Source organism: Micromonospora sp. WMMA1363, assembly GCF_030345795.1.
GTDB lineage: Bacteria > Actinomycetota > Actinomycetes > Mycobacteriales > Micromonosporaceae > Micromonospora.
On sequence record NZ_JAUALB010000001.1, the window covers coordinates 1993746 to 2011282 of the forward strand.

Genomic DNA, 17537 nt, shown 5'->3' on the forward strand with positions numbered 1-17537 from the left:
GAAGTTTCCAGATGGGAATCGATCATGGACCTGGGGCTTACAGACCGCGTCTACGTCGTCAGCGGCGGCACCCGCGGCCTGGGATTCGCCGTCGCGCGGTCGCTGACGGCTGAGGGAGCACGGGTGGTGGTGTCGGGGCGGGACGCAGGGCGCCTTGCCGCCGCGGTCGAGGCGCTCGGCGCGCCGCAGGCCGCGGGAGTCCTGGCCGACAATGCCGACCCGACGAGTCCGGCGCGTCTGGTGGCCGCGGCCCTCGACCGTTGGGAGCGCCTCGACGGGGCGCTCATCAACGGCGGAGGGCCGCCGCTCGGAAGCGTGCTGGAGATTTCCGACGACACCTGGCGGCACTCGTTCGAATCAGTGTTCCTCGGAGCTGTTCGGGTGGCACGGGCGATCGCCGAGAACCTCGCGGAGGACGGCTCGATCGCCTTCGTCCTATCCACCTCGGTGCACGTTCCGATCCCCGGGCTCGACATCTCGAACGGCCTACGGCCCGGCCTTGCCATGGTGACAAGGACCATGGCGACCCGGCTTGGCAGCCGTGGCATCAGAGTCAACGCGTTGCTGCCCGGACGCATCACCACGGAACGCACCAGCTACGTCGACGGGGGCCCCGCCGGTTCCACGACTGCGGCGATCCCGCTGGGACGCTCGGGCGATCCCAGTGAATTCGGCCGGGTCGCGGCTTTCGTACTCTCGCCGGCCGCATCCTATCTGAGTGGTGCGCTGATCCCCGTGGACGGAGGGGCGTCCGCGTGACCACCGCACCCTACTTTCTGAACATTCCGTTCAAGGGAACACGCTCAGGAGTTTTCCCGCTCACCTGGGGACAGCACTGGGTATGGGAGTCGGTGGTGGCGCGGGCTCCCCACTATGCCGATCTGAGTGGCAGCTACATCGTCGCGGTGCCCGGCGGGTGCGGCATCTCCGCCGTCACCAACGGTCTTGCTGCGGTTCTCAACCGATACGAGACATTCAGATCCAAGTACTCCATCACTGCCGACGGGGTGCCCCAACAGATGGTTTTCGCCGAGGGTCACCTCCGGGTCGAGGTGCGGGACGTCGACGCGGTCGACGCGAAAGAAGCCGCCGCTACCGCCGAAGCGGAGTTCAACAACCTGCCCTTCACCCTGCCCGAGCTGTCCCTCCGGACAACCGTGATCGCCTCGGACGGCATTCCGAGGTTCGTCGTCCTGTGCGCCTTCCATATGGCCATGGACTGCCACGGCATGGTTTCCGTCCTGGACGACTTCCGGTCCTTCCTGAGCGGACGGTCGTCCGACGCGGTCGACTCGGCACCCGGAAAGTTGACCCACCCGGCGGACCGTGCACTCGAAGAGCAGGACGCCAAGGGCGTGCAGCGCTCGGCGCGCGGCGTCCGGTACTGGGAGAAGGAACTCGCGAAGTTTCCCGACGATCCGCTTCCCTATGCGGGTCGCCGCCCAGAGAGTCCGCGGTACAAGACGTTCGCGATGCACTCCTCCGCGGTGCGCGTCGCGTCCCTGACACTCGCTCAGGAACTGGGAGTAAGCACCTCGTCGGTCATCCTCGCCTTTGCCGCGTCGCTACTCGCCAAGAGGAGCGGGAGCCAGACGTGCGGCATCGTCCTGGCGGCGAGCCACCGATACGACCCCGAGTCCATGCGGTACGCCGGCACCCTGGTCCAGGGCGTGCCGGCCGCCCTTGACGTTTCGGAGATGTCGCCGCACAGGCTCATCTCCCGGTGTCACCGAACGGGAATGCTTGCGGCCCTGGCCGGGCACTGCCACCCCGACGACCTAACCCAGATGCTTCGCGATTCATACGGTGCGGAGGCGGCCGAGACCATGTTGGCCTGCGTGTTTAACCTCAACCTCTCTGCGGTCGAGGGCTCAGTGGACCAGGGCGATACGCGAGCTACCAGGGTCGAGGCCGAACGTCTTCTGACGGGATCGCGGTACGAGTACGTCGGTGGGACTCCCGTGGAGAACGAGCGGTTCTACCTCGACGCGCACGGCGACGCGACGGACTTCTTCATTACCTTGCGGGCGGATACCGCGGCACTCACGTCTGCCGAGATCGTGGAGTTCCTGCGGAATCTCGAGCGTTCCCTTCTCGACTGTCTGCCCCATTCCGTCGTGGCCTGACGCAGGCGGACGGCCTCGGACCGCGTCCCGACGATCCGATCTCCGACCCACGAGTCCATCTCGGCCCGAAGGAGCACCATGACACAGCCGGACAACGTCGACCTCTCCGATGCCGTTCAGCCATATATCGCGCCGCGCACCGAGGTTGAACATCTCATCGCCGATGTCTGGGCCGAAGCCCTCGGCCGAGACCGGATCGGTGTTCACGATGACTTCTTCGATCTCGGCGGGCAGTCCCTCCAGGTGACCCGGGTCATCAACCGGATCCAGTTGCTCACCGGATTGGAGGTGGATCTGCGGGCGTTCTTCGAGGCCCCCACAGTGGCCGGCCTCGCGGACCACGTACTGGAGCAGTTCGCCGCGCTTCCAGAATCTGAGAAAAATCGCGCCGAAGCCTGAAACGGGTCGCGGGCGCGGAGCGCGCGAAAACACCTCCGGGTAGGTGCCGCGCGGTGGCTAGACGAAGAGGAGGCGTTATGAACAGGACGGCCGTCGAAACGCGGTTGCTCGCCCGGGTACGTGAACGGCGAGGAAGCGCGTCGATCCCGCGGCGTGACCGGTCAGCGGCGACGCGTCTGTCGTTCGCACAGCTGCGGTTGTGGTTGCTCGACCGACTGGTGCCGCTGAGCTCCGAGTACGTGATTCCCTGTGCGTTTCGGGTACGCGGCGAGCTGGATGTCGCAGCTTTGGAGTCGGCGTTCCGCAGCCTGGTGCAGCGCCACGAGGTGCTGCGGACCCGGTTCGACGTGGTCGACGAGGAACCGGTCCAGGTGATCGACGCGGATCCCCGGGTGAGGGTGAGCGTCGTCCACGTGAGCGGTGAGTCGGATGCTGACGAGCGGGAGCGGATCGCGCTGGCAGCGGTCGAGCGGGACGCGGCGCTTGGGTTTGATCTCGCCGTCGACCAGCCGCTGCGGGTGACGGTGGTGCGCCTGGCTGAGGACGACCATCTACTGCTGGTCGCAGTCCATCACATCGCCGCCGACGGCTGGTCGATGGAGGTCCTCACCCGCGAACTCCGGGAGTTCTACGACGCCGCCCTGACCGGCCGACCCGCAGCCCTTGCCGACCTTCCGGTGCAGTACGCCGACTATGCGGCCTGGCAGCGGGACTGGCTGACTCGCGACATCCTCGAACGCCAACTCGGGTACTGGCGGGAGCGGTTGGCGGACATGGAACCGCTGGAGCTGCCCACTGACCGGCCGAGGCCGCTGGACCGCTCGGGGGCAGGCGGCTCCCTGGAGTTCCGCGTTCCCGCGACGGTCGCCCACCGACTGGCCGGCATCGCCACGGGTCAGGGCGCCTCACTGTTCATGGCCGCCCTCGCCGCGTTCCAGATCGTGCTGTCCCGCTGGAGCGGCCAGGACGACGTCGTGGTGGGCTCACCGGTCGCGGGACGCAGCCGGGCCGAATCCGAAGACCTCATCGGCTTCTTCGTCAACACCCTGGTGTTGCGCACCGACACCTCCGGCGATCCCACCTTCGAAGAGCTCCTCCGCAGGGTCCGAGAAACGGCCCTCGGCGCCTACACCCACCAGGACCTGCCCTTCGAACGCCTCGTCGAAGAACTCGCCCCGGAACGTGACCTGTCCCGCAACCCGCTCTTCCAGCTCAGCTTCGTCTTCCAGAACTTCCAGGAAAGCCGCTGGACACTTCCCGGAGTGACCGTCGAACCGGTGAACATCGAGGCCACGACGTCGAAGTTCGATGTCCTGCTCGCCCTGGCCGAGCGGTCCGACGGCGGACTGGACGGGGAGCTGACGTTCTCGACGGAGTTGTTCGAGGAAACCACCGCTCACCGGCTGACCGCGCACTATCTCCGAGTGCTGGACCAGGTGACGGCCGATCCCGGACAGCGGATCGGGCAGGTCGATCTGCTCACCGCAGCCGAGCGTAGCCAGATCGTGGCCGACTGGAACAACACCGCCATTCCGTACCCCGATGTCACTATCCACGAACTCGTCGCGACCCAAGCGGCGCGCACACCGGACGCGACCGCCGTAGTCTTCCGCGACCAGCGGCTCACATACGCCCAACTTGACGATCGCGCCAACCACGTCGCCGTCCGACTAAACGAGCGGGGCGTGACCCGGGGCGCCAGAGTCGGCGTCTGCGCGGAACGGTCGTTGGAACTCGTCATCGCGCTCCTGGGCGTACTCAAGGCCGGCGCCGCCTTCGTGCCGCTCGACCCGGAGTACCCCACCGAACGTCTCCAGTTCATGCTCACGGACGCCGAAGTGCGCGTGGTCCTCACCCACACCCCGGTGCGGGAGCGGGTGCCCGCCGGGGCCGACGCCGTCATCAATCTGGACGAGCTGGAGGTCATGCCCCCGCTCGAACGCACCGCCTTTCCAGCTGACCCCGACGACGTCGCCTACGTCATGTACACCTCTGGATCCACCGGCACGCCGAAGGGTGTTCCCAACACGCACCGCGGAGTCGTCAACCGTCTGCTGTGGGGGCAGGAGACCTTCCGCCTCGCCCCGTCCGACCGCGTCCTCCAAAAGACGCCGTACAGCTTCGACGTCGCAATCTGGGAGTTCTTCTGGCCGCTGCTGGCCGGCGCCCGGTTGGTCATGGCGGAGCCGGGAGGCCACCGCGACCCGAAATACCTGCGAAGTGTACTGCTGACCGAGCGGATAACCACGGTCCACTTCATCCCGTCGATGCTTCGGGAGTTCCTGAACGCGGTCGACCTCACAGAGTGCACCGAACTGCGGCAGGTATTCTGCAGCGGCGAAGCACTGCCGACCGAGCTGGCACGCCGTTTTCTCGAGGCCAAACCATCGTGTTCGCTGCACAACCTGTACGGGCCGACGGAAGCTTCGATCGAAGTAAGCCACTGGACGTGCCGCCCGGACGACCCGGGACCGGTTGTCCCCATCGGCCGTCCCATCGCGAACATCGAGCTGCTCATAGTGGACAAGGCCGGACAGCTCGCCCCGATCGGGGTACCGGGCGAGCTCTGGATTGGCGGCGTCGGCGTCGCACTCGGATACCTGAACCGGCCCGAGCTGACCGCCGAACGATTCATCCGCCACCCGTTCTCGCGGGACCCCTCCGCCCGAATGTACCGAACCGGCGACCTCGTCCGCTGGCTGACCAACGGGGCCATCGAATACATCGGGCGTATCGACCGCCAGGTGAAGGTCCGCGGCCTACGCATCGAACTGGGCGAAATCGAATCAGTGCTCACCCGCCACGAAAGCGTCGCATCCAGCGTCGTCGTCGTGCGGGAGGACGAGCCGGGCGACCAACGCCTCGTCGCCTACTGCGTCCCCACCCCCGGCCGGCGTCTCGACCCCGTGGCCCTGCGCCAGTGGTGCCGACGCAGTCTTCCGGGCTACATGACACCGGGCTGGATAATCTCCCTCGACGACGTACCCCGCACCCAGAGCGGCAAGGTCAACCACCGGGCCCTGCCCAAACCCGCGAACGACCGCCAGGACCTCGACCAGGAGTACACCGCGCCGCGCACCGAAGTCGAAAAGCTCATCGCCGGTGTCTGGGCCGATATCCTTGGCCAGGACCGCATCGGCGTCCACGACAACTTTTTCGACCTCGGCGGGCACTCCCTGCTCGGTGCCCGGTTTGTTAGCCGGGTCAGCGAGGAACTCGGCGTCGACGTACCGCTTCGGACCCTGTTCACGGCGCCGACAGTCGCCCAACTCGGCGCCTACCTCGCACTGGCGGGTGGCCCGGACGGGGCCGCCGACCGGGACCACCATTTGGCCCCACTGCTCTCGCTGAGCAACCGCGGCGACCGGACCCCGCTATTCTGCATCCACCCGGCGATGGGACTCGGCTGGTCGTTCACCGCGCTCCTGCCGCATCTGACCGGGCGGCCGATCCACACTCTCCAGGCTCCCGCGCTCACCGGCGAGGACCAACTGCCGGAGAGCATCGAAGGAATCGCCGCACAGTACGTCCGGCGCATCCGGTCAATTCAACCGCATGGCCCGTACCTGCTGTTGGGCCGCTCCTTCGGCGGGCTGGCCGCGTACGAGATGGCAGCCCAACTCGAGCGGGCCGGCGAGCAGGTAGCGCTTCTGGCCCTGCTTGACTCGCTGCCGGCCGCACCCGAGCCCGTGCCGGACCCCGGACAGACGCAGGCCATCGAACAGGATTCACTGCGCATCCTCTGGCGCAACGGCCGCCCAGGAGAGCCGGTCCCTGCATCCACCACGACGCTGGATCGCGCGCAGACGGTCGCCGCCGTCCGCACCTCCGACGGCCCAATGCACGGGTGGAGCGAGCCGATGGTCAGCCGCCTGGTCGACGTATGCGCCAGGCACATCGAACTGTCCGTCGCGTACAAGCCCAAGGAGTACCAGGGTCGGCTTCACTTCTTCTCGGCCACCGCGGACCCCGGCAGCCTCTCCTCGGCGGCGAAGGCAGCCGTGTGGGGCCGCTTCGCGCCCGACGTCGTCGTCCACGAAATCGACTGCCGGCACAGCGAGGTGCTGACACCGGGTCCCGCAGCCACGATCGCCGCCGAACTGTCCCGCCTGCTCGATGAACACGAACTCTGAAACGCACGCACACGACCCGGGATGCTGTCGCTGACACCCCGTGACCGACAACCGGTGCACGCATCCGGCCGACGGCACCGAGAAACAACGAGGGAGACCAGGCGTGTTGGACTCGGGCACGACGGCACCGGTACCCGCGACAACCGCGGGTCCGGACGCCCGACTGTCCATAGGCGAGGCGCGCGCCCAGATCGACGACCTCGACCTCCGCATCATTGATTTGCTGCGCCTGCGCCGCGAGGTGTCCCATCGGATCCAGCAGGCACGGCTGCAGGCGGGCGGACCACGGATCGACCCCGGCCGCGAGGCCGAAATCGCGCAGGTGTACCACTCGTTCTTCGGGGAGGACGGCGACGATGTGGCGGCCGTCGTCCTGCGGGTGTGCCGATCGTGACCGGCACCCAGAAAGAGCAGGTGGATAGCTTCCCCACCGACGGCAAGGCGCACGATCCTGGTCTTGGCCTCCTTCGGCTCCAAACCGAGGTCGGCCAGCAGGTCCCGAAGCCGCGCCAATGCGGCCTCGGCCTGCGCCCGGGAGGCGCACATCACCAGCAGATCGTCAGCGATCCGGACCAGCACCCCATGCGCTCGCACGTCCCACGCCCGATCGAGTCGGTGCAGGTAGACGTTACAAAGCAAAGGCGAAATGACCCCGCCTTGAGGGCTGCCGGTGACCGGTCGCCGAACCTGGCCGTCCTCCATCACCCCGGCGCGCAGCATCGCCCGCAGGAGCTTCAAGACAGCCTGGTCACTGACCCGTTCCTGGACTGCTTGCATCAACTGCTCGTGCGGAATCGCTGAGAAGCAGTTGGCGATGTCCGTCTCGACCACCCACCGCCGACCCCGCCAGGACTCATCGATGAGGACCTGCAGGGCATCGTGCACCGACCGTTTCGGGCGGAACCCGAAACTGCACGGCAGCATGTCGGCTTCGAAGACCGGCTCGAGCACGATCTTCACCCCTGCCTGCACGACACGGTCACGAACCGCGGGAATCGACAACGGCCGCCGTTCGGTCGTTCCCGGCTTCGGGATGAACACCCGGCGGGCCGGTAACGGCCGATAACCGCCGTCCCGCAGTTCCGCGGCCAGTTCGTCGAGGAGCCGGGCCACCCCGTACTCCTCGACCTGGTCCAAGGTGGTCTGGTCGATGCCCGGCGCGCCGTTGTTACGGCGCACCGTGACCCACGCCCGCCACAAGACGTCCCTGCGGAAGACCTTGTCTCGCAGCGCATAGAACCGACGCCCGGGATCGGCCTTGGCCGCCCGGTACAGCGCATGCTGCAAAGCTCGAACCGGGTCCAACCCGGACCCCAACGCGGCGGGACTAGCCGAAACGGCACTCACCGGGCACCCTTTCACCAGCACTACGCATCGACGAAGCAGCGGCCCTTCCCATCACCGGCGGTTATGTTGTCCGCCCGGCTCGATCGGTACTACGACCGCCTCCGACTCCCTCCCAGCCAGCGATCCACTTCCCGAGATCATCCGTTATAGGACGCCACGCTCCGGCAACACGAATCCGCAGGTCACCGGGCTGGGGAGGGTCTCCCCAGTTCCCGCCGCCACCATCTGAACGTTCCGCGCCCCATACGCCGGGGAGTTCTTCGCGGCTGCAATCCAGGCGCTACACCGCTTCCATGGCCTTCACCCTGAATTCGGGGGCTCGGCACTCCCTCTGCCCCACCCGAAGGCGAGACCTCTAACGACGCCGCAGGCTTCGCTTGATGCTACGGACCGCTCAGTCGCTCCCCCTGACAGGGCTTTCGACGCTGGGCTTCGACCCGACCCGTTTCCAGACCGGGCCGCCAGCCTGCTACCGGGCCTCCTGGCAGCTACCCGGACCGGACTCACACCGGCAGGCGACGACGAGCTTACGACTGCAGCTGAGCTACACACTCACCTCCAGGTCCGCTGGGCGCACGAAGGGCAGAGGCTAGGGGTGGCCGGGCCGGCGGCGGCACGGTTAACGTCCGGTGGACCACCCTGGCGCCCGGGTCGCGGGCGCCACCGCCGGAAGGACCGCGTGACGATGACCGACCACGACAACGGCCTGTGGGTTCGCCGGTTCCACCCGGCCCCGGCAGGCGCCCCGCGGCTGGTGTGCCTGCCGCACGCCGGCGGCTCGGCGAGCTTCTTCTTCCCGGTGTCCCGGGCGCTGTCGCCGGGCGTGGAGGTGCTCAGCGTCCAGTACCCGGGCCGGCAGGACCGCCGGCACGAGCCCTGCGTGCCGACGATCGGTGAGCTGGCGCGGCAGGTGGCCGACGTGCTGCGCCCCTGGCGGGACCGGCCGTTGGCGTTTTTCGGGCACAGCATGGGCGCGACGCTCGGCTTCGAGGTGGCGAGACTGATCGAGGCCGAGGGTGGGGCAGTGGCGCACCTGTTCCCGTCCGGCCGTCGGGCGCCCTCGTGCCACCGGCACGAGACCGTGCACCTGCTCGACGACGACGGGCTGCTGGCCGACGTGAAGAAGCTCAGCGGCACCAACTCGGCGGTGCTAGGCGACCCGGACATGCTGCGTGCCGCGTTGCCGGCGATCCGCAGCGACTACCGGGCGGCGGAGACCTACGCGTACGCGGAGGGGCCGAAGCTGAGCTGCCCGGTCACCGTGTTCACCGGGGACGCCGACCCGAAGACCACCGTGGACGAGGCGAAGGCCTGGTCGGCGCACACCACCGGCGCGTTCGACCTGCACGTCTTCCCGGGCGGGCACTTCTTCCTGGCGTCCCACCAGCCGGCGATCCTGCGCACCCTCTCGGCGGCGTTGACCGGCTCGGCGGTCGGCTGAGGACTCACGCCGCGGTCTCCGTCGCCCGGTCCGGGCGACGGGGACCGCGGCGTCTCAGGGCTTCTGCGCACGCCGTTCCGCCTGGTACGTGTCGAGCAGGGCCTCCCGCGGCCCGGTCGACCCGGGTCGGCACCAGGTGTTCCTCCGGCGCGGCGAGGCCGGCGTCGAACAGCGCCATGCCGAGGTCGGACGGGATGGCGAGCTGACCGTCCCGGGTGGTGCCGGCCCGGTCCACGCCGGCGGTCAGCGTGCTGGCCTGCGTCCACAGCCCCCACGCGTACGCGCGGGCGGGCAGCCCGGCGCCGCGCCGCCGCCGGGCCAGCGCGTCCAGCCAGGCGTTCGCGGCGGCGTAGTTGCCCTGGCCGGGCACGCCGAACACGCCGGCGCCGGAGGAGAACAGCACGAACCCGGCGAGGTCGAGGTGGCGGGTCAGCTCGTCGAGGTGGCGGGCGGCGTCCACCTTGGGCCGGAACACGGTGTCGAGGCGTTCCGGGGTGACCGCGGTGACCACCCCGTCGTGAACGTGGTGATGGCGGCGGGCCGGTGCCGCCGCAGCTCGGCGAGCGCGTCGGCGAGGTCGTCCGGGCGGTACTCGATGACCGGCCCGAAGGCGGCGTACTCGGCCCCGCTCCGGCGGGTCCGTCGCGCCGGCCTGGGTGAGGAACACCGGGGTGTGGCCGCAGGCCGCTGCGGCGTTCGCGATGTCAGTCGGGCGTACCGCCGAGAGCGGAACGACGACGGCGACCGCCCTCACGGTCCCTTTCCCTTTCGGTCGAGCTGGTAGACGCGGTCCTTCAGCTCCTCGATACGCCGGTGGTCACGATCGATCGCCGCCATGTCCGCACCGCACATGAAGATCCGCATCGTGCTTGAGTAGAGGTCCACAGTGGGTTGCATCTGCTCCCCGGGCCCCAGCTTGAGGTTCACCCCGTACACGGTGGGCAGGTCGGCGATCTCCGCCACCGTCGCCTCGTCGACGGCTTCCACCCGGCCGTAGCGGGTCGTGGCCGTCGTGTAGCAGATGGCCTCGCAGCGCTTGGCGTACCGCCGCCCGGCATAGGCGTCGAGGAAGCGCTTCGGCCGCAGGTACGCCAGCGCCGTCAGGGCGGCCTGGTTGCCGCCGGCACAGCGGTCGTGGAATCCGGGATGCATGTTCCCCGCGATCCGGGGCGCCGACTTCCACCAGCGCTGGCCCGTCAGCTGTCAGCACGACCTCGGCGTGGGTGGGGCCGGACGCCGAGGGCCTGGTCGATGTAGCTGATCAGCTCCGGGGCCGGGCCCTCGTCCGCCGCCAGGAGGCGCTCGCGGTCGTAGATGTTGCGGCCCGACGGGAGCAGCCGCTTCTGGTACTCCCATACGCCGCAGACGTACCGACGGTTGTCGTAGGAGACCATGTCGACCACGTACTCCGTGCCGTACAGGTACTCCTGGGCCAGCGCCTCCAGGTTCGGATCACCGTAGATCGTCTCCGCGACGAAGACGGCCTTGGCCGCCGCACGCACCTCATCGACGTTGTCGCAGACGTAGACGTTGTCGCAGACGTAGACGTTGTCGCAGACGTAGACGTTGTCGCAGACGTAGACGTTGTCGCCGGCCGCCGAGGTCAGCGGCTTGACCACCACGGGGTAGTCGCCGGCCCGATCCGCCCAGTCGGTCAACTCCTCCGGGTCGGCACTCTTGTGCTGGGCGGCGCAGCGCAGGCCGGTCACCCGCAACGCCTCGATCATCTCGTACTTGTCCCGGCGGGCAGCAGACCGGCCGGGCTCGTTGGTGAGCAGGCCGAGGCGCTGCGACAGGGCGTCGGCCAGCAGCGCACCGGCTCCTGACCGGCGATGACGCACACCGGGTCGTACCGCGCGAGCAGCTCGGCGGTGGTGGCGAGGTCCCGGTGCACGATCGCCGCCCGGTATGCGCTCAGGTCCGGCGCCGGCATCGAGGGCATGAACTCCGACGTGCTGTGCACGTGCACCAGCTCCACGCCGAGCGCCGCGAACTCCGGCGGCAGGTACTCGGCCGAGGTATAGGCGTCCACCAGGACCACGACCGGGTTCTGCTCTGCCACGTGCTTCCTCCCATCGATGGGAACGACGGTCCGCCAGCCGGTCAGGTCGACGAGAAGCCGCCGTCCACGAAGATCGTCTGACCGGTAACGTACGCGGCGGCGTCGCTGGCGAGGAACACCGCGACCCCGGTGAAGTCCGCGAGTTCGCTGATCCGCCCGATCATCGTGCGGCGGGCCATCGCCTCGACCCGCACCGGATCGCGGAACACGGCCTCGTTCAGCGGGGTATGCACGAACCCGGGCACGATGGCGTTCACGCAGACGCCCCGAGCGGACCACGCCTCCGCCTGGGAACGGGTCAGCGCCGCCAGGCCCGCCTTCGAGACCCCGTAGGCACCGCTGTTGCCGAAGGCCCGGATCGCCTGCTGGGAGGCGACATTGATGATCCGGCCCCAGCCGTTGGCCGCCATCGTCGAGCCGAACCGCTGGCCGAGGACGAAGGGCGCGTCGAGGTTGGTCCGCATGGTCCGGTCCCAGTCCGCCTCGGTCAGTTCGTCCAGCGGCGGGCGAAGGTTGATCCCCGCGGAGTTGACGAGGATGTCGGGGTCGCCGTGCCGCGCGGTCAGCTCGTCGCAGACCCGGTGCAGCTCCGTGCGGTCGCCGACGTCAGCGCTGTACCACGCCCCGGCGGCGCCCTCGGCGCGCAGTGCCTCTGCCGTCTCCCGCAGCGCGTCCGGTCGCCGGGCCACCACGGTCACCTCCGCCCCGGCGCGGCAGAGCGCCATGGCGATGGACCGCCCGATGCCGGAACTGCCGCCGGTGACGACTGCCCGACGGCCCTTCAGGGAGAACAGACCATCCAGGTAGGCGTCCACGATGCCCTCCTTCGCATAGTTGCGGCGTGCCCGATGATTGTCCTCAGGCCCGCTGGCGGGTGGGGCGCAGCCGGATGTCGTCCAGATGCACGTGTCGCGGTCGGTCGACGACGAACCCGACGGCCTCGGCGACGGCCTCCGGTGTCAGCAGCGGTCCGCTCTCCTCCGCGACCCACTCGAACCAGGCCATGTCGTAGCCGGCCGCCTCCTGGAACCCGGAGCGTACGAAGCCGGGCTCGACGAGCGTGACGCGGACGTTGTGCGTGCACAGCTCCTGTCGCAGCGCCTCGACCAGGGAGTGCACGGCGAACTTGGTCGAACCGTAGACAGGGTTGGCCGCCGACACCTGCCGGCCGACCGTCGATCCGATCACGACGATGTCCCGGACCTGCTCCCCGCCGTCGTTCTCGGCCCGCTTCTTGAAGTCCGCCCCGCACGCACGCAACTGGTGCAGCATGGCGAGGTAGTTGGCCTCGATCAGCTCGCGCCACCGGCTCTCGTCGGAGGTCAGCACCGTGCCCGGTAGGCCCCGGGCGCAGGCTACGAAGATGCTCGCCGGCCCCCACTCGCGCTCCGCGGCGGCCAGCACCTCGCCGGTGTGCCCCGGGCTGGTGACGTCGCCCTGGACCGGCGCCACCGCGCCGGGCTGCCCCACCAGCTCCTCGGCGAGGCGGTCGAGCCGCTCGCGGTCCCGGCCGGCGGCCACCACGCGGGTGCCCTGCCGGACGAAGAACTCGGTGATCGCCCGGCCGATGCCCGAGGACGATCCGGTGACGACGGCGACGCGGGCCTGCGTCATATCAGCTCCCCGCTTCGGGGGCGGAAAACTCGCCCGCACGGATCAGGCCCGTGAGGTAGCCGCGCAGCCAGGCACGGTCCGACGCGGGGAACTCCACGCCGAGCCCGGACAGCGTGCGCCGGGTGCGGCTGTGGTCGTAGCGGACGTTACGCTCCGGACGCGACGCCCAGAAGTGCGCGAGCGCGACCGCCTCGTCGCCCTCGCCCAGGTAGCGACCGAACAGAGCCGCGAAGCTCGGCGCGGCGTCCCGTTCCAACGGGCAGCACAGCTCGCGCAGGGCGACGAAGATCTCCTCGTAGGAGATCCGGTGGTCGGTGTCGATGTGGAAGGTGCCGCCGCCGAGCCGGGCGCTGCGGGAGACCTCCAGAATGCCCTCGGCCACGATGTCCACCGGGCTTAGCGCCACGGTCTCGGTGCCGATGTCAGGCACCCTGCCGAGGCGGACGCAGCCACGGAGCAGCTGCACGAGACGGTTGTCTCCGCCGTTACGTTGGAAGCGGCCCGAGACGGAATGCCCGGTCACGTTGCCGGAGCGGTAGATGAACCCGGCCCCGCCCTCGGCAACGAACTCGTGTACGAGGCGCTCGGCCTCGTACTTGCTGCGCTCGTACTCGTTGAGGAAGTCCTGGCCGACGTTGAGGCTGTCCTCCGAGAACAGCACCGGCCCGCCGGCCGGCCCGCTGCCGCACACGGCCAGCGTGGAGACGTGGTGGAGGTCCTTGGGATGTCCGGTGCCGGCGAGCGCGATCAGGACCCGCACCGGGTCGACGTTGTGCCGCCGGAACGACGCGTGGTCACCGAAAAGCCGCGTGTCACCGGCCACGTGGTAGATCGCCTCGACGTCGCGGCGGAGCAGGTCGTGCACGTCCGCGTCGAGCGCGAACCCGGGCTCCGCGAGGTCCCCGGCCAGCACGACGACCCGGTCGCCGTACCGATCGAGCCGCTCCGCCGGCACGTGCCAGCCGTACGCCTCGCGGAGCCGGTCGGCGGCCGGGCGGTCCGGGCCGTCCCGGACGACGCACAGCACCCGGGCGTCGGTCCGGGTGAGCAGCAGATGCAACAGGTGGCTGCCGATGAAGCCGGTGGCGCCCGTGAGCAGGACCGTGTGGTAGTGCCGGACCGCGGGGGTCGCCGGCCGGTCGAGCAACGCGGGCGGCACCTGGAGCAGCAAGCCGGTGCTGCACTCCCGCTCCACCAGGATCTGGTCGGCGCTGGGCGCGACGTCGGCGGCCTCCAGGGCATAGCGCCGGGTGGCACGGCAGACCTCCAGCATGTCGCCGCGTTCGTACCACCGCCCGGCGAAGGAGAGATCGGCGATCAGGTGGCCGTCGCGGATCCGCGCGGTGAGCTTCAGGCCGTGGCCACGGTCGTTGTTCGGGCCCCGTGCCGGCCCGATCCGGCGCCGCGACACGGACAACATCAGGTCGTCGCCGTGCGGCAGCGGGAACGAGCCGAGGAAGTTGAAGCAGATCTCCGATCGGCGTGGCTGCGTGTGCAGGCCGTAGGCGACGCCCAGCCGGGGCACCTCGTCCAGGGCCAAGGAGATCAGAAAGACCGTTGACAGCCAACGCCCCACCCCGACGGCAAGCAGTCTCGGTGTGCAGCCGCAGCAGCAGACTGTCCAACGCCGGATCGTCACCCGTGCTCGCCGCGACCTCGCTGATCTCCGCGAGGCGAGTGTCTGCCAACGCCCGCCGGGTGCTCGGCAACCGCCGCGGCTTCGCCACCTTCAACGCAGGGTTGTCCGCCTCCGACAGAAGCCCGTCGGCGACCGCACGCCGGTACAGGCAGCGCAACGACGCGATCAGATGCTCCGCCGCACTGCGCCCACCCCGAGCGTTACGCCGGGCCACCACATGCGTCTTGACGTACTCCGCAAACCGCTCGATCTCCGACGGCGTCGGCTCGTTAATGCGCCGCGCGCCCCACTGCTCGACCACGCGCTTCCAGTACGACCCGTACGCCCGCCGTGTGCCCGCGGTGACGGCAGCCGCCACGACCGGCACGTACTCGGCGAACGTCGGTGCCGGCGGACGGTCCGACGCCGCTGCTTGCAGGTCCGCTGAGGAGATGCCCATCCGCGACAGCAGCAGTCGGGCAGCCTCCAGTTCCGCTTTGCTCGCCGTGCTCGCGCTCATGTCGGATCACCACCCAGCACTGCCCGCTCGGCCTGGGCGATCATCTCGTCCAAGGCCATCGGCGGGTACACCACGAGCAGGTTCGCGGCGGGGTCTGCGGTCAGCAGGACACGGTCTCCCGCCGAGAGGCCGCACCAGTGCCGTACCGCGGACGGCAGCAACAGGTGCCCTTGGCCGGTGACAGTGAAGACTCTCTGAGGGTCGCGGCGCACGGCGATGACGCCACCACCTTGACGGATGTCCAGGCTGGCACCGGGCTCCCAGCCCATTGCTCCGATGATCGACCGATCACGGAGCCGGCCACTGCTGTCGACCGAAGCCAGGCGATACATCCTCGCCTCGGTGCGCTGCCGCGCGAATGCAGGCATCGGTAACGGTGCCCGACGCAGCCGGCCACCAGAGCTAGTCCCAACGTCGTTCAGTTAGGTGTGGGCGTGGTTGGTCAAGGGGTGTGTTGATCAGGGAATGAGAAGCGGGGTTCCGGTATCAAGGTTTGTCACTCCAAGACAACCCGAACCAGGAACCCCGCTCGGTGGATCAGATTGCCATAACCCGGACGGTCACGGTAGCTGCCGGACCGTTCGCAGCCGGTCACCTCGGTGAGCTGACCCGCCTCGTGCCGTTCGAGATGATCGATGACGTACTGGCGGTGACCGGTCGTACGCAGCGACGTGTCCGCCTGTTGCCGGCCCGGGTGGTGGTGTATCTGCTGCTGGCCGGCTGCCTGTTCGCCGATTGCGGTTACCGGAAGGTGTGGGCGAAACTCGTCGCCGGTCTGCGCGGGCTACCGGTCGCCGCCGAGCGGTAGTGCGTTGCGACAGGCCCGGCAACGACTCGGCCCGGCACCGCTGCGGGCCTTGTTCGACCTGCTACGCGGCCCCGCGGCCACCAGCGCTGTCGCCGCGGTGCGGTGGCGGGGACTGCTACCGGTCGTCATCGACGGCACCATGATCGCCGTCGCGGACTCGCCGGCGAACCTGCGTCGCTACGTCAAACACCGGTGCAACAACGGCGGCTCCGGCTACCCCACACTGCGGCTGAGCGCCCTGTTGACGTGCGGCACCCGCTCGGTCATCGACGCCGTGTTCGACCCGAGCACCACCGGCGAGACCACCCAAGCCCACCGGCTGACCCGCAGCCTGCGCGCCGGAATGTTGCTGCTGGCCGACCGCAACTACGCCGCCGCCGACCTGATCACCGCGTTCACCGCCACCGGAGCGGACCTGCTGATCCGCTGCAAGACCAACCGGAAACTCCCGATGACCCGCCGCTGTCGAGACGGATCCTGGCTGTCGGTCATCGGCGGCCAGCCGGTAAGAGTCATCGAGGCCCGGATCAGCATCACCACCACGACCGGCAGCCACACCGGCGACTACCGACTCATCACCACCCTGCTCGACCCACGTCGCTACCCCGCCGCCGACCTCGTCGGCCTCTACCACCAGCGGTGGGAGATCGAGACCGCCTACCTGGAACTCAAGTCCACCATCCTCGGCGGCCGGGTGCTGCGCGCCCGTACCCCCGAGGGCATCGACCAAGAGATCCACGCCCTGCTGATCGTCTACCAGGTGCTGCGCACCGCCATGGTCGACGCCACCGACAGCAGGCCCGGCCTCGACCCAGACCGGGCCAGCTTCACCACCGCCCTGCACACCGCCCGCGACCAGATCACCCAGGCCGCCGGTGTCATCGCCGACACCGTCATCGACCTCGTCGGCGCCATCGGCGAACGCGTCCTAGCCAACCTGCTGCCCGAGCGCCGCATCCGGACCAAGGCCCGCATGATCAAACGCTCGAACTCCAAGTACCAAGCCCGAGGACCCAACGTCGACCGCCGCACCTACAAAGCCACCACCAGCATCAACGTCATCACCAACGACCCTTGACGAACCAGCCACCGCCCTAATACTGCAACGGCGTTGGAGCTAGTCCGCGTAGAGCGCCCCTGGTCCGGAAGCAGGACCGGAGGGACGACGGAAGCCACCGAGGGCTCAGTCACATCGACCACCACCGTCGGCCGGCGCGAGGCCGGTGAAGGTGATCGGGAAGATCAGATTCGCGTGGTCAACGGCGCTTGACCACCGGTACGTCAGGTACGGCACAGGTGCCGCAAAACTGTGTCCGAGGGGGGACTTGAACCCCCACGCCCTATACGGGCACTAGCACCTCAAGCTAGCGCGTCTGCCATTCCGCCACCCGGACCTGGGTATCCAGCCCACCATGCCGACCGAGATGATTTCGTCACCCGTCGGCCGCCCGGCGGGCCGCACGGGGAGT

General features: G+C 69.0%; 16 protein-coding genes, 1 tRNA gene and 1 pseudogene. 8 read left to right on the plus strand and 10 right to left on the minus strand.

The genetic code is table 11. The annotated features are described in order from the left end of the window. The first annotated feature begins 24 nt into the window (after window positions 1–24). From QTQ03_RS09085 to QTQ03_RS09105, 5 genes are all read left to right on the plus strand, one after another. Window positions 25–759 (plus strand): SDR family NAD(P)-dependent oxidoreductase, encoded by a 735-nt coding sequence (locus tag QTQ03_RS09085; RefSeq protein ID WP_289277595.1) that lies wholly within the window; start codon window positions 25–27, stop codon window positions 757–759. Next, window positions 756–2126, plus strand: coding sequence for a condensation domain-containing protein (locus tag QTQ03_RS09090; protein WP_289277596.1), 1371 nt, complete (start codon window positions 756–758; stop codon window positions 2124–2126). The genes QTQ03_RS09085 and QTQ03_RS09090 overlap by 4 nt, the downstream gene beginning before the upstream one ends. Window positions 2127–2204: 78 nt before the next feature. Then, window positions 2205–2525 carry a phosphopantetheine-binding protein gene (locus QTQ03_RS09095; protein WP_289277597.1) on the plus strand — a complete coding sequence of 107 codons (321 nt, stop codon included), beginning with the start codon at window positions 2205–2207 and terminating at the stop codon, window positions 2523–2525. 77 nt (window positions 2526–2602) lie between these two features. After that, window positions 2603–6658, plus strand: a complete 4056-nt coding sequence (locus QTQ03_RS09100; protein WP_289277598.1) for a non-ribosomal peptide synthetase — start codon at window positions 2603–2605, stop codon at window positions 6656–6658. Window positions 6659–6761: 103 nt separating this feature from the next. Beyond that, on the plus strand, window positions 6762–7052 hold the full coding sequence (locus tag QTQ03_RS09105) for a chorismate mutase (protein WP_289277599.1): 291 nt from the start codon (window positions 6762–6764) through the stop codon (window positions 7050–7052). A 35-nt stretch (window positions 7053–7087) separates the two neighbouring features. On the opposite strand, the pseudogene ltrA reads toward QTQ03_RS09105, so the two are convergent. Then, a pseudogene (gene ltrA / locus QTQ03_RS09110) lies at window positions 7088–8026 on the minus strand (group II intron reverse transcriptase/maturase); the annotation flags it as partial. A 664-nt stretch (window positions 8027–8690) separates the two neighbouring features. On the opposite strand from ltrA, the gene QTQ03_RS09115 reads away from it, so the two are divergent. Further along, window positions 8691–9446, plus strand: a complete 756-nt coding sequence (locus QTQ03_RS09115) for a thioesterase II family protein (protein ID WP_289277600.1) — start codon at window positions 8691–8693, stop codon at window positions 9444–9446. A gap of 4 nt (window positions 9447–9450) precedes the next feature. Here the strand turns inward: QTQ03_RS09115 and QTQ03_RS30605 are convergent, their stop codons facing one another. The 8 genes from QTQ03_RS30605 to QTQ03_RS09155 form a co-directional block, all read right to left on the minus strand. After that, complete coding sequence (locus tag QTQ03_RS30605; RefSeq protein WP_502889720.1) at window positions 9451–10200, minus strand: KR domain-containing protein; 750 nt, start codon at window positions 10198–10200, stop codon at window positions 9451–9453. Beyond that, complete coding sequence (locus tag QTQ03_RS09125) at window positions 10197–10598, minus strand: hypothetical protein (protein WP_289277601.1); 402 nt, start codon at window positions 10596–10598, stop codon at window positions 10197–10199. Before QTQ03_RS09125 ends, QTQ03_RS30605 begins: the two co-directional genes overlap by 4 nt. A gap of 44 nt (window positions 10599–10642) precedes the next feature. Next, the gene (locus tag QTQ03_RS09130) at window positions 10643–11287 is read right to left on the minus strand and encodes a hypothetical protein (protein WP_289277602.1); all 645 of its coding nucleotides are present in this window, start codon (window positions 11285–11287) and stop codon (window positions 10643–10645) included. Further along, on the minus strand, window positions 11170–11508 hold the full coding sequence (locus QTQ03_RS09135) for a hypothetical protein (protein ID WP_289277603.1): 339 nt from the start codon (window positions 11506–11508) through the stop codon (window positions 11170–11172). Before QTQ03_RS09135 ends, QTQ03_RS09130 begins: the two co-directional genes overlap by 118 nt. 41 nt (window positions 11509–11549) lie before the next feature. Next, entirely contained in the window at window positions 11550–12323 is a 774-nt protein-coding gene (locus QTQ03_RS09140) for an SDR family NAD(P)-dependent oxidoreductase (RefSeq protein ID WP_289277604.1), read from the minus strand. A gap of 43 nt (window positions 12324–12366) precedes the next feature. Next, window positions 12367–13122 (minus strand): SDR family oxidoreductase, encoded by a 756-nt coding sequence (locus QTQ03_RS09145; protein WP_289277605.1) that lies wholly within the window; start codon window positions 13120–13122, stop codon window positions 12367–12369. Between the two features lies 1 nt (window position 13123). Next, window positions 13124–14761 (minus strand): SDR family oxidoreductase, encoded by a 1638-nt coding sequence (locus QTQ03_RS09150; protein WP_289277606.1) that lies wholly within the window; start codon window positions 14759–14761, stop codon window positions 13124–13126. A 495-nt stretch (window positions 14762–15256) separates the two neighbouring features. Further along, the gene (locus QTQ03_RS09155) at window positions 15257–15628 is read right to left on the minus strand and encodes an AbrB/MazE/SpoVT family DNA-binding domain-containing protein (protein ID WP_289277607.1); all 372 of its coding nucleotides are present in this window, start codon (window positions 15626–15628) and stop codon (window positions 15257–15259) included. A 164-nt stretch (window positions 15629–15792) separates the two neighbouring features. Between QTQ03_RS09155 and QTQ03_RS09160 the strand changes: the two genes are divergently transcribed. Further along, on the plus strand, window positions 15793–16068 hold the full coding sequence (locus QTQ03_RS09160) for a transposase domain-containing protein (protein WP_289277608.1): 276 nt from the start codon (window positions 15793–15795) through the stop codon (window positions 16066–16068). 4 nt (window positions 16069–16072) lie between these two features. Next, complete coding sequence (locus tag QTQ03_RS09165) at window positions 16073–17146, plus strand: IS4 family transposase (protein ID WP_289277609.1); 1074 nt, start codon at window positions 16073–16075, stop codon at window positions 17144–17146. Window positions 17147–17378: 232 nt separating this feature from the next. Here QTQ03_RS09165 and QTQ03_RS09170 read toward each other — a convergent pair. After that, window positions 17379–17462, minus strand: a tRNA-Leu gene (locus QTQ03_RS09170). Window positions 17463–17537: the final 75 nt, after the last annotated feature.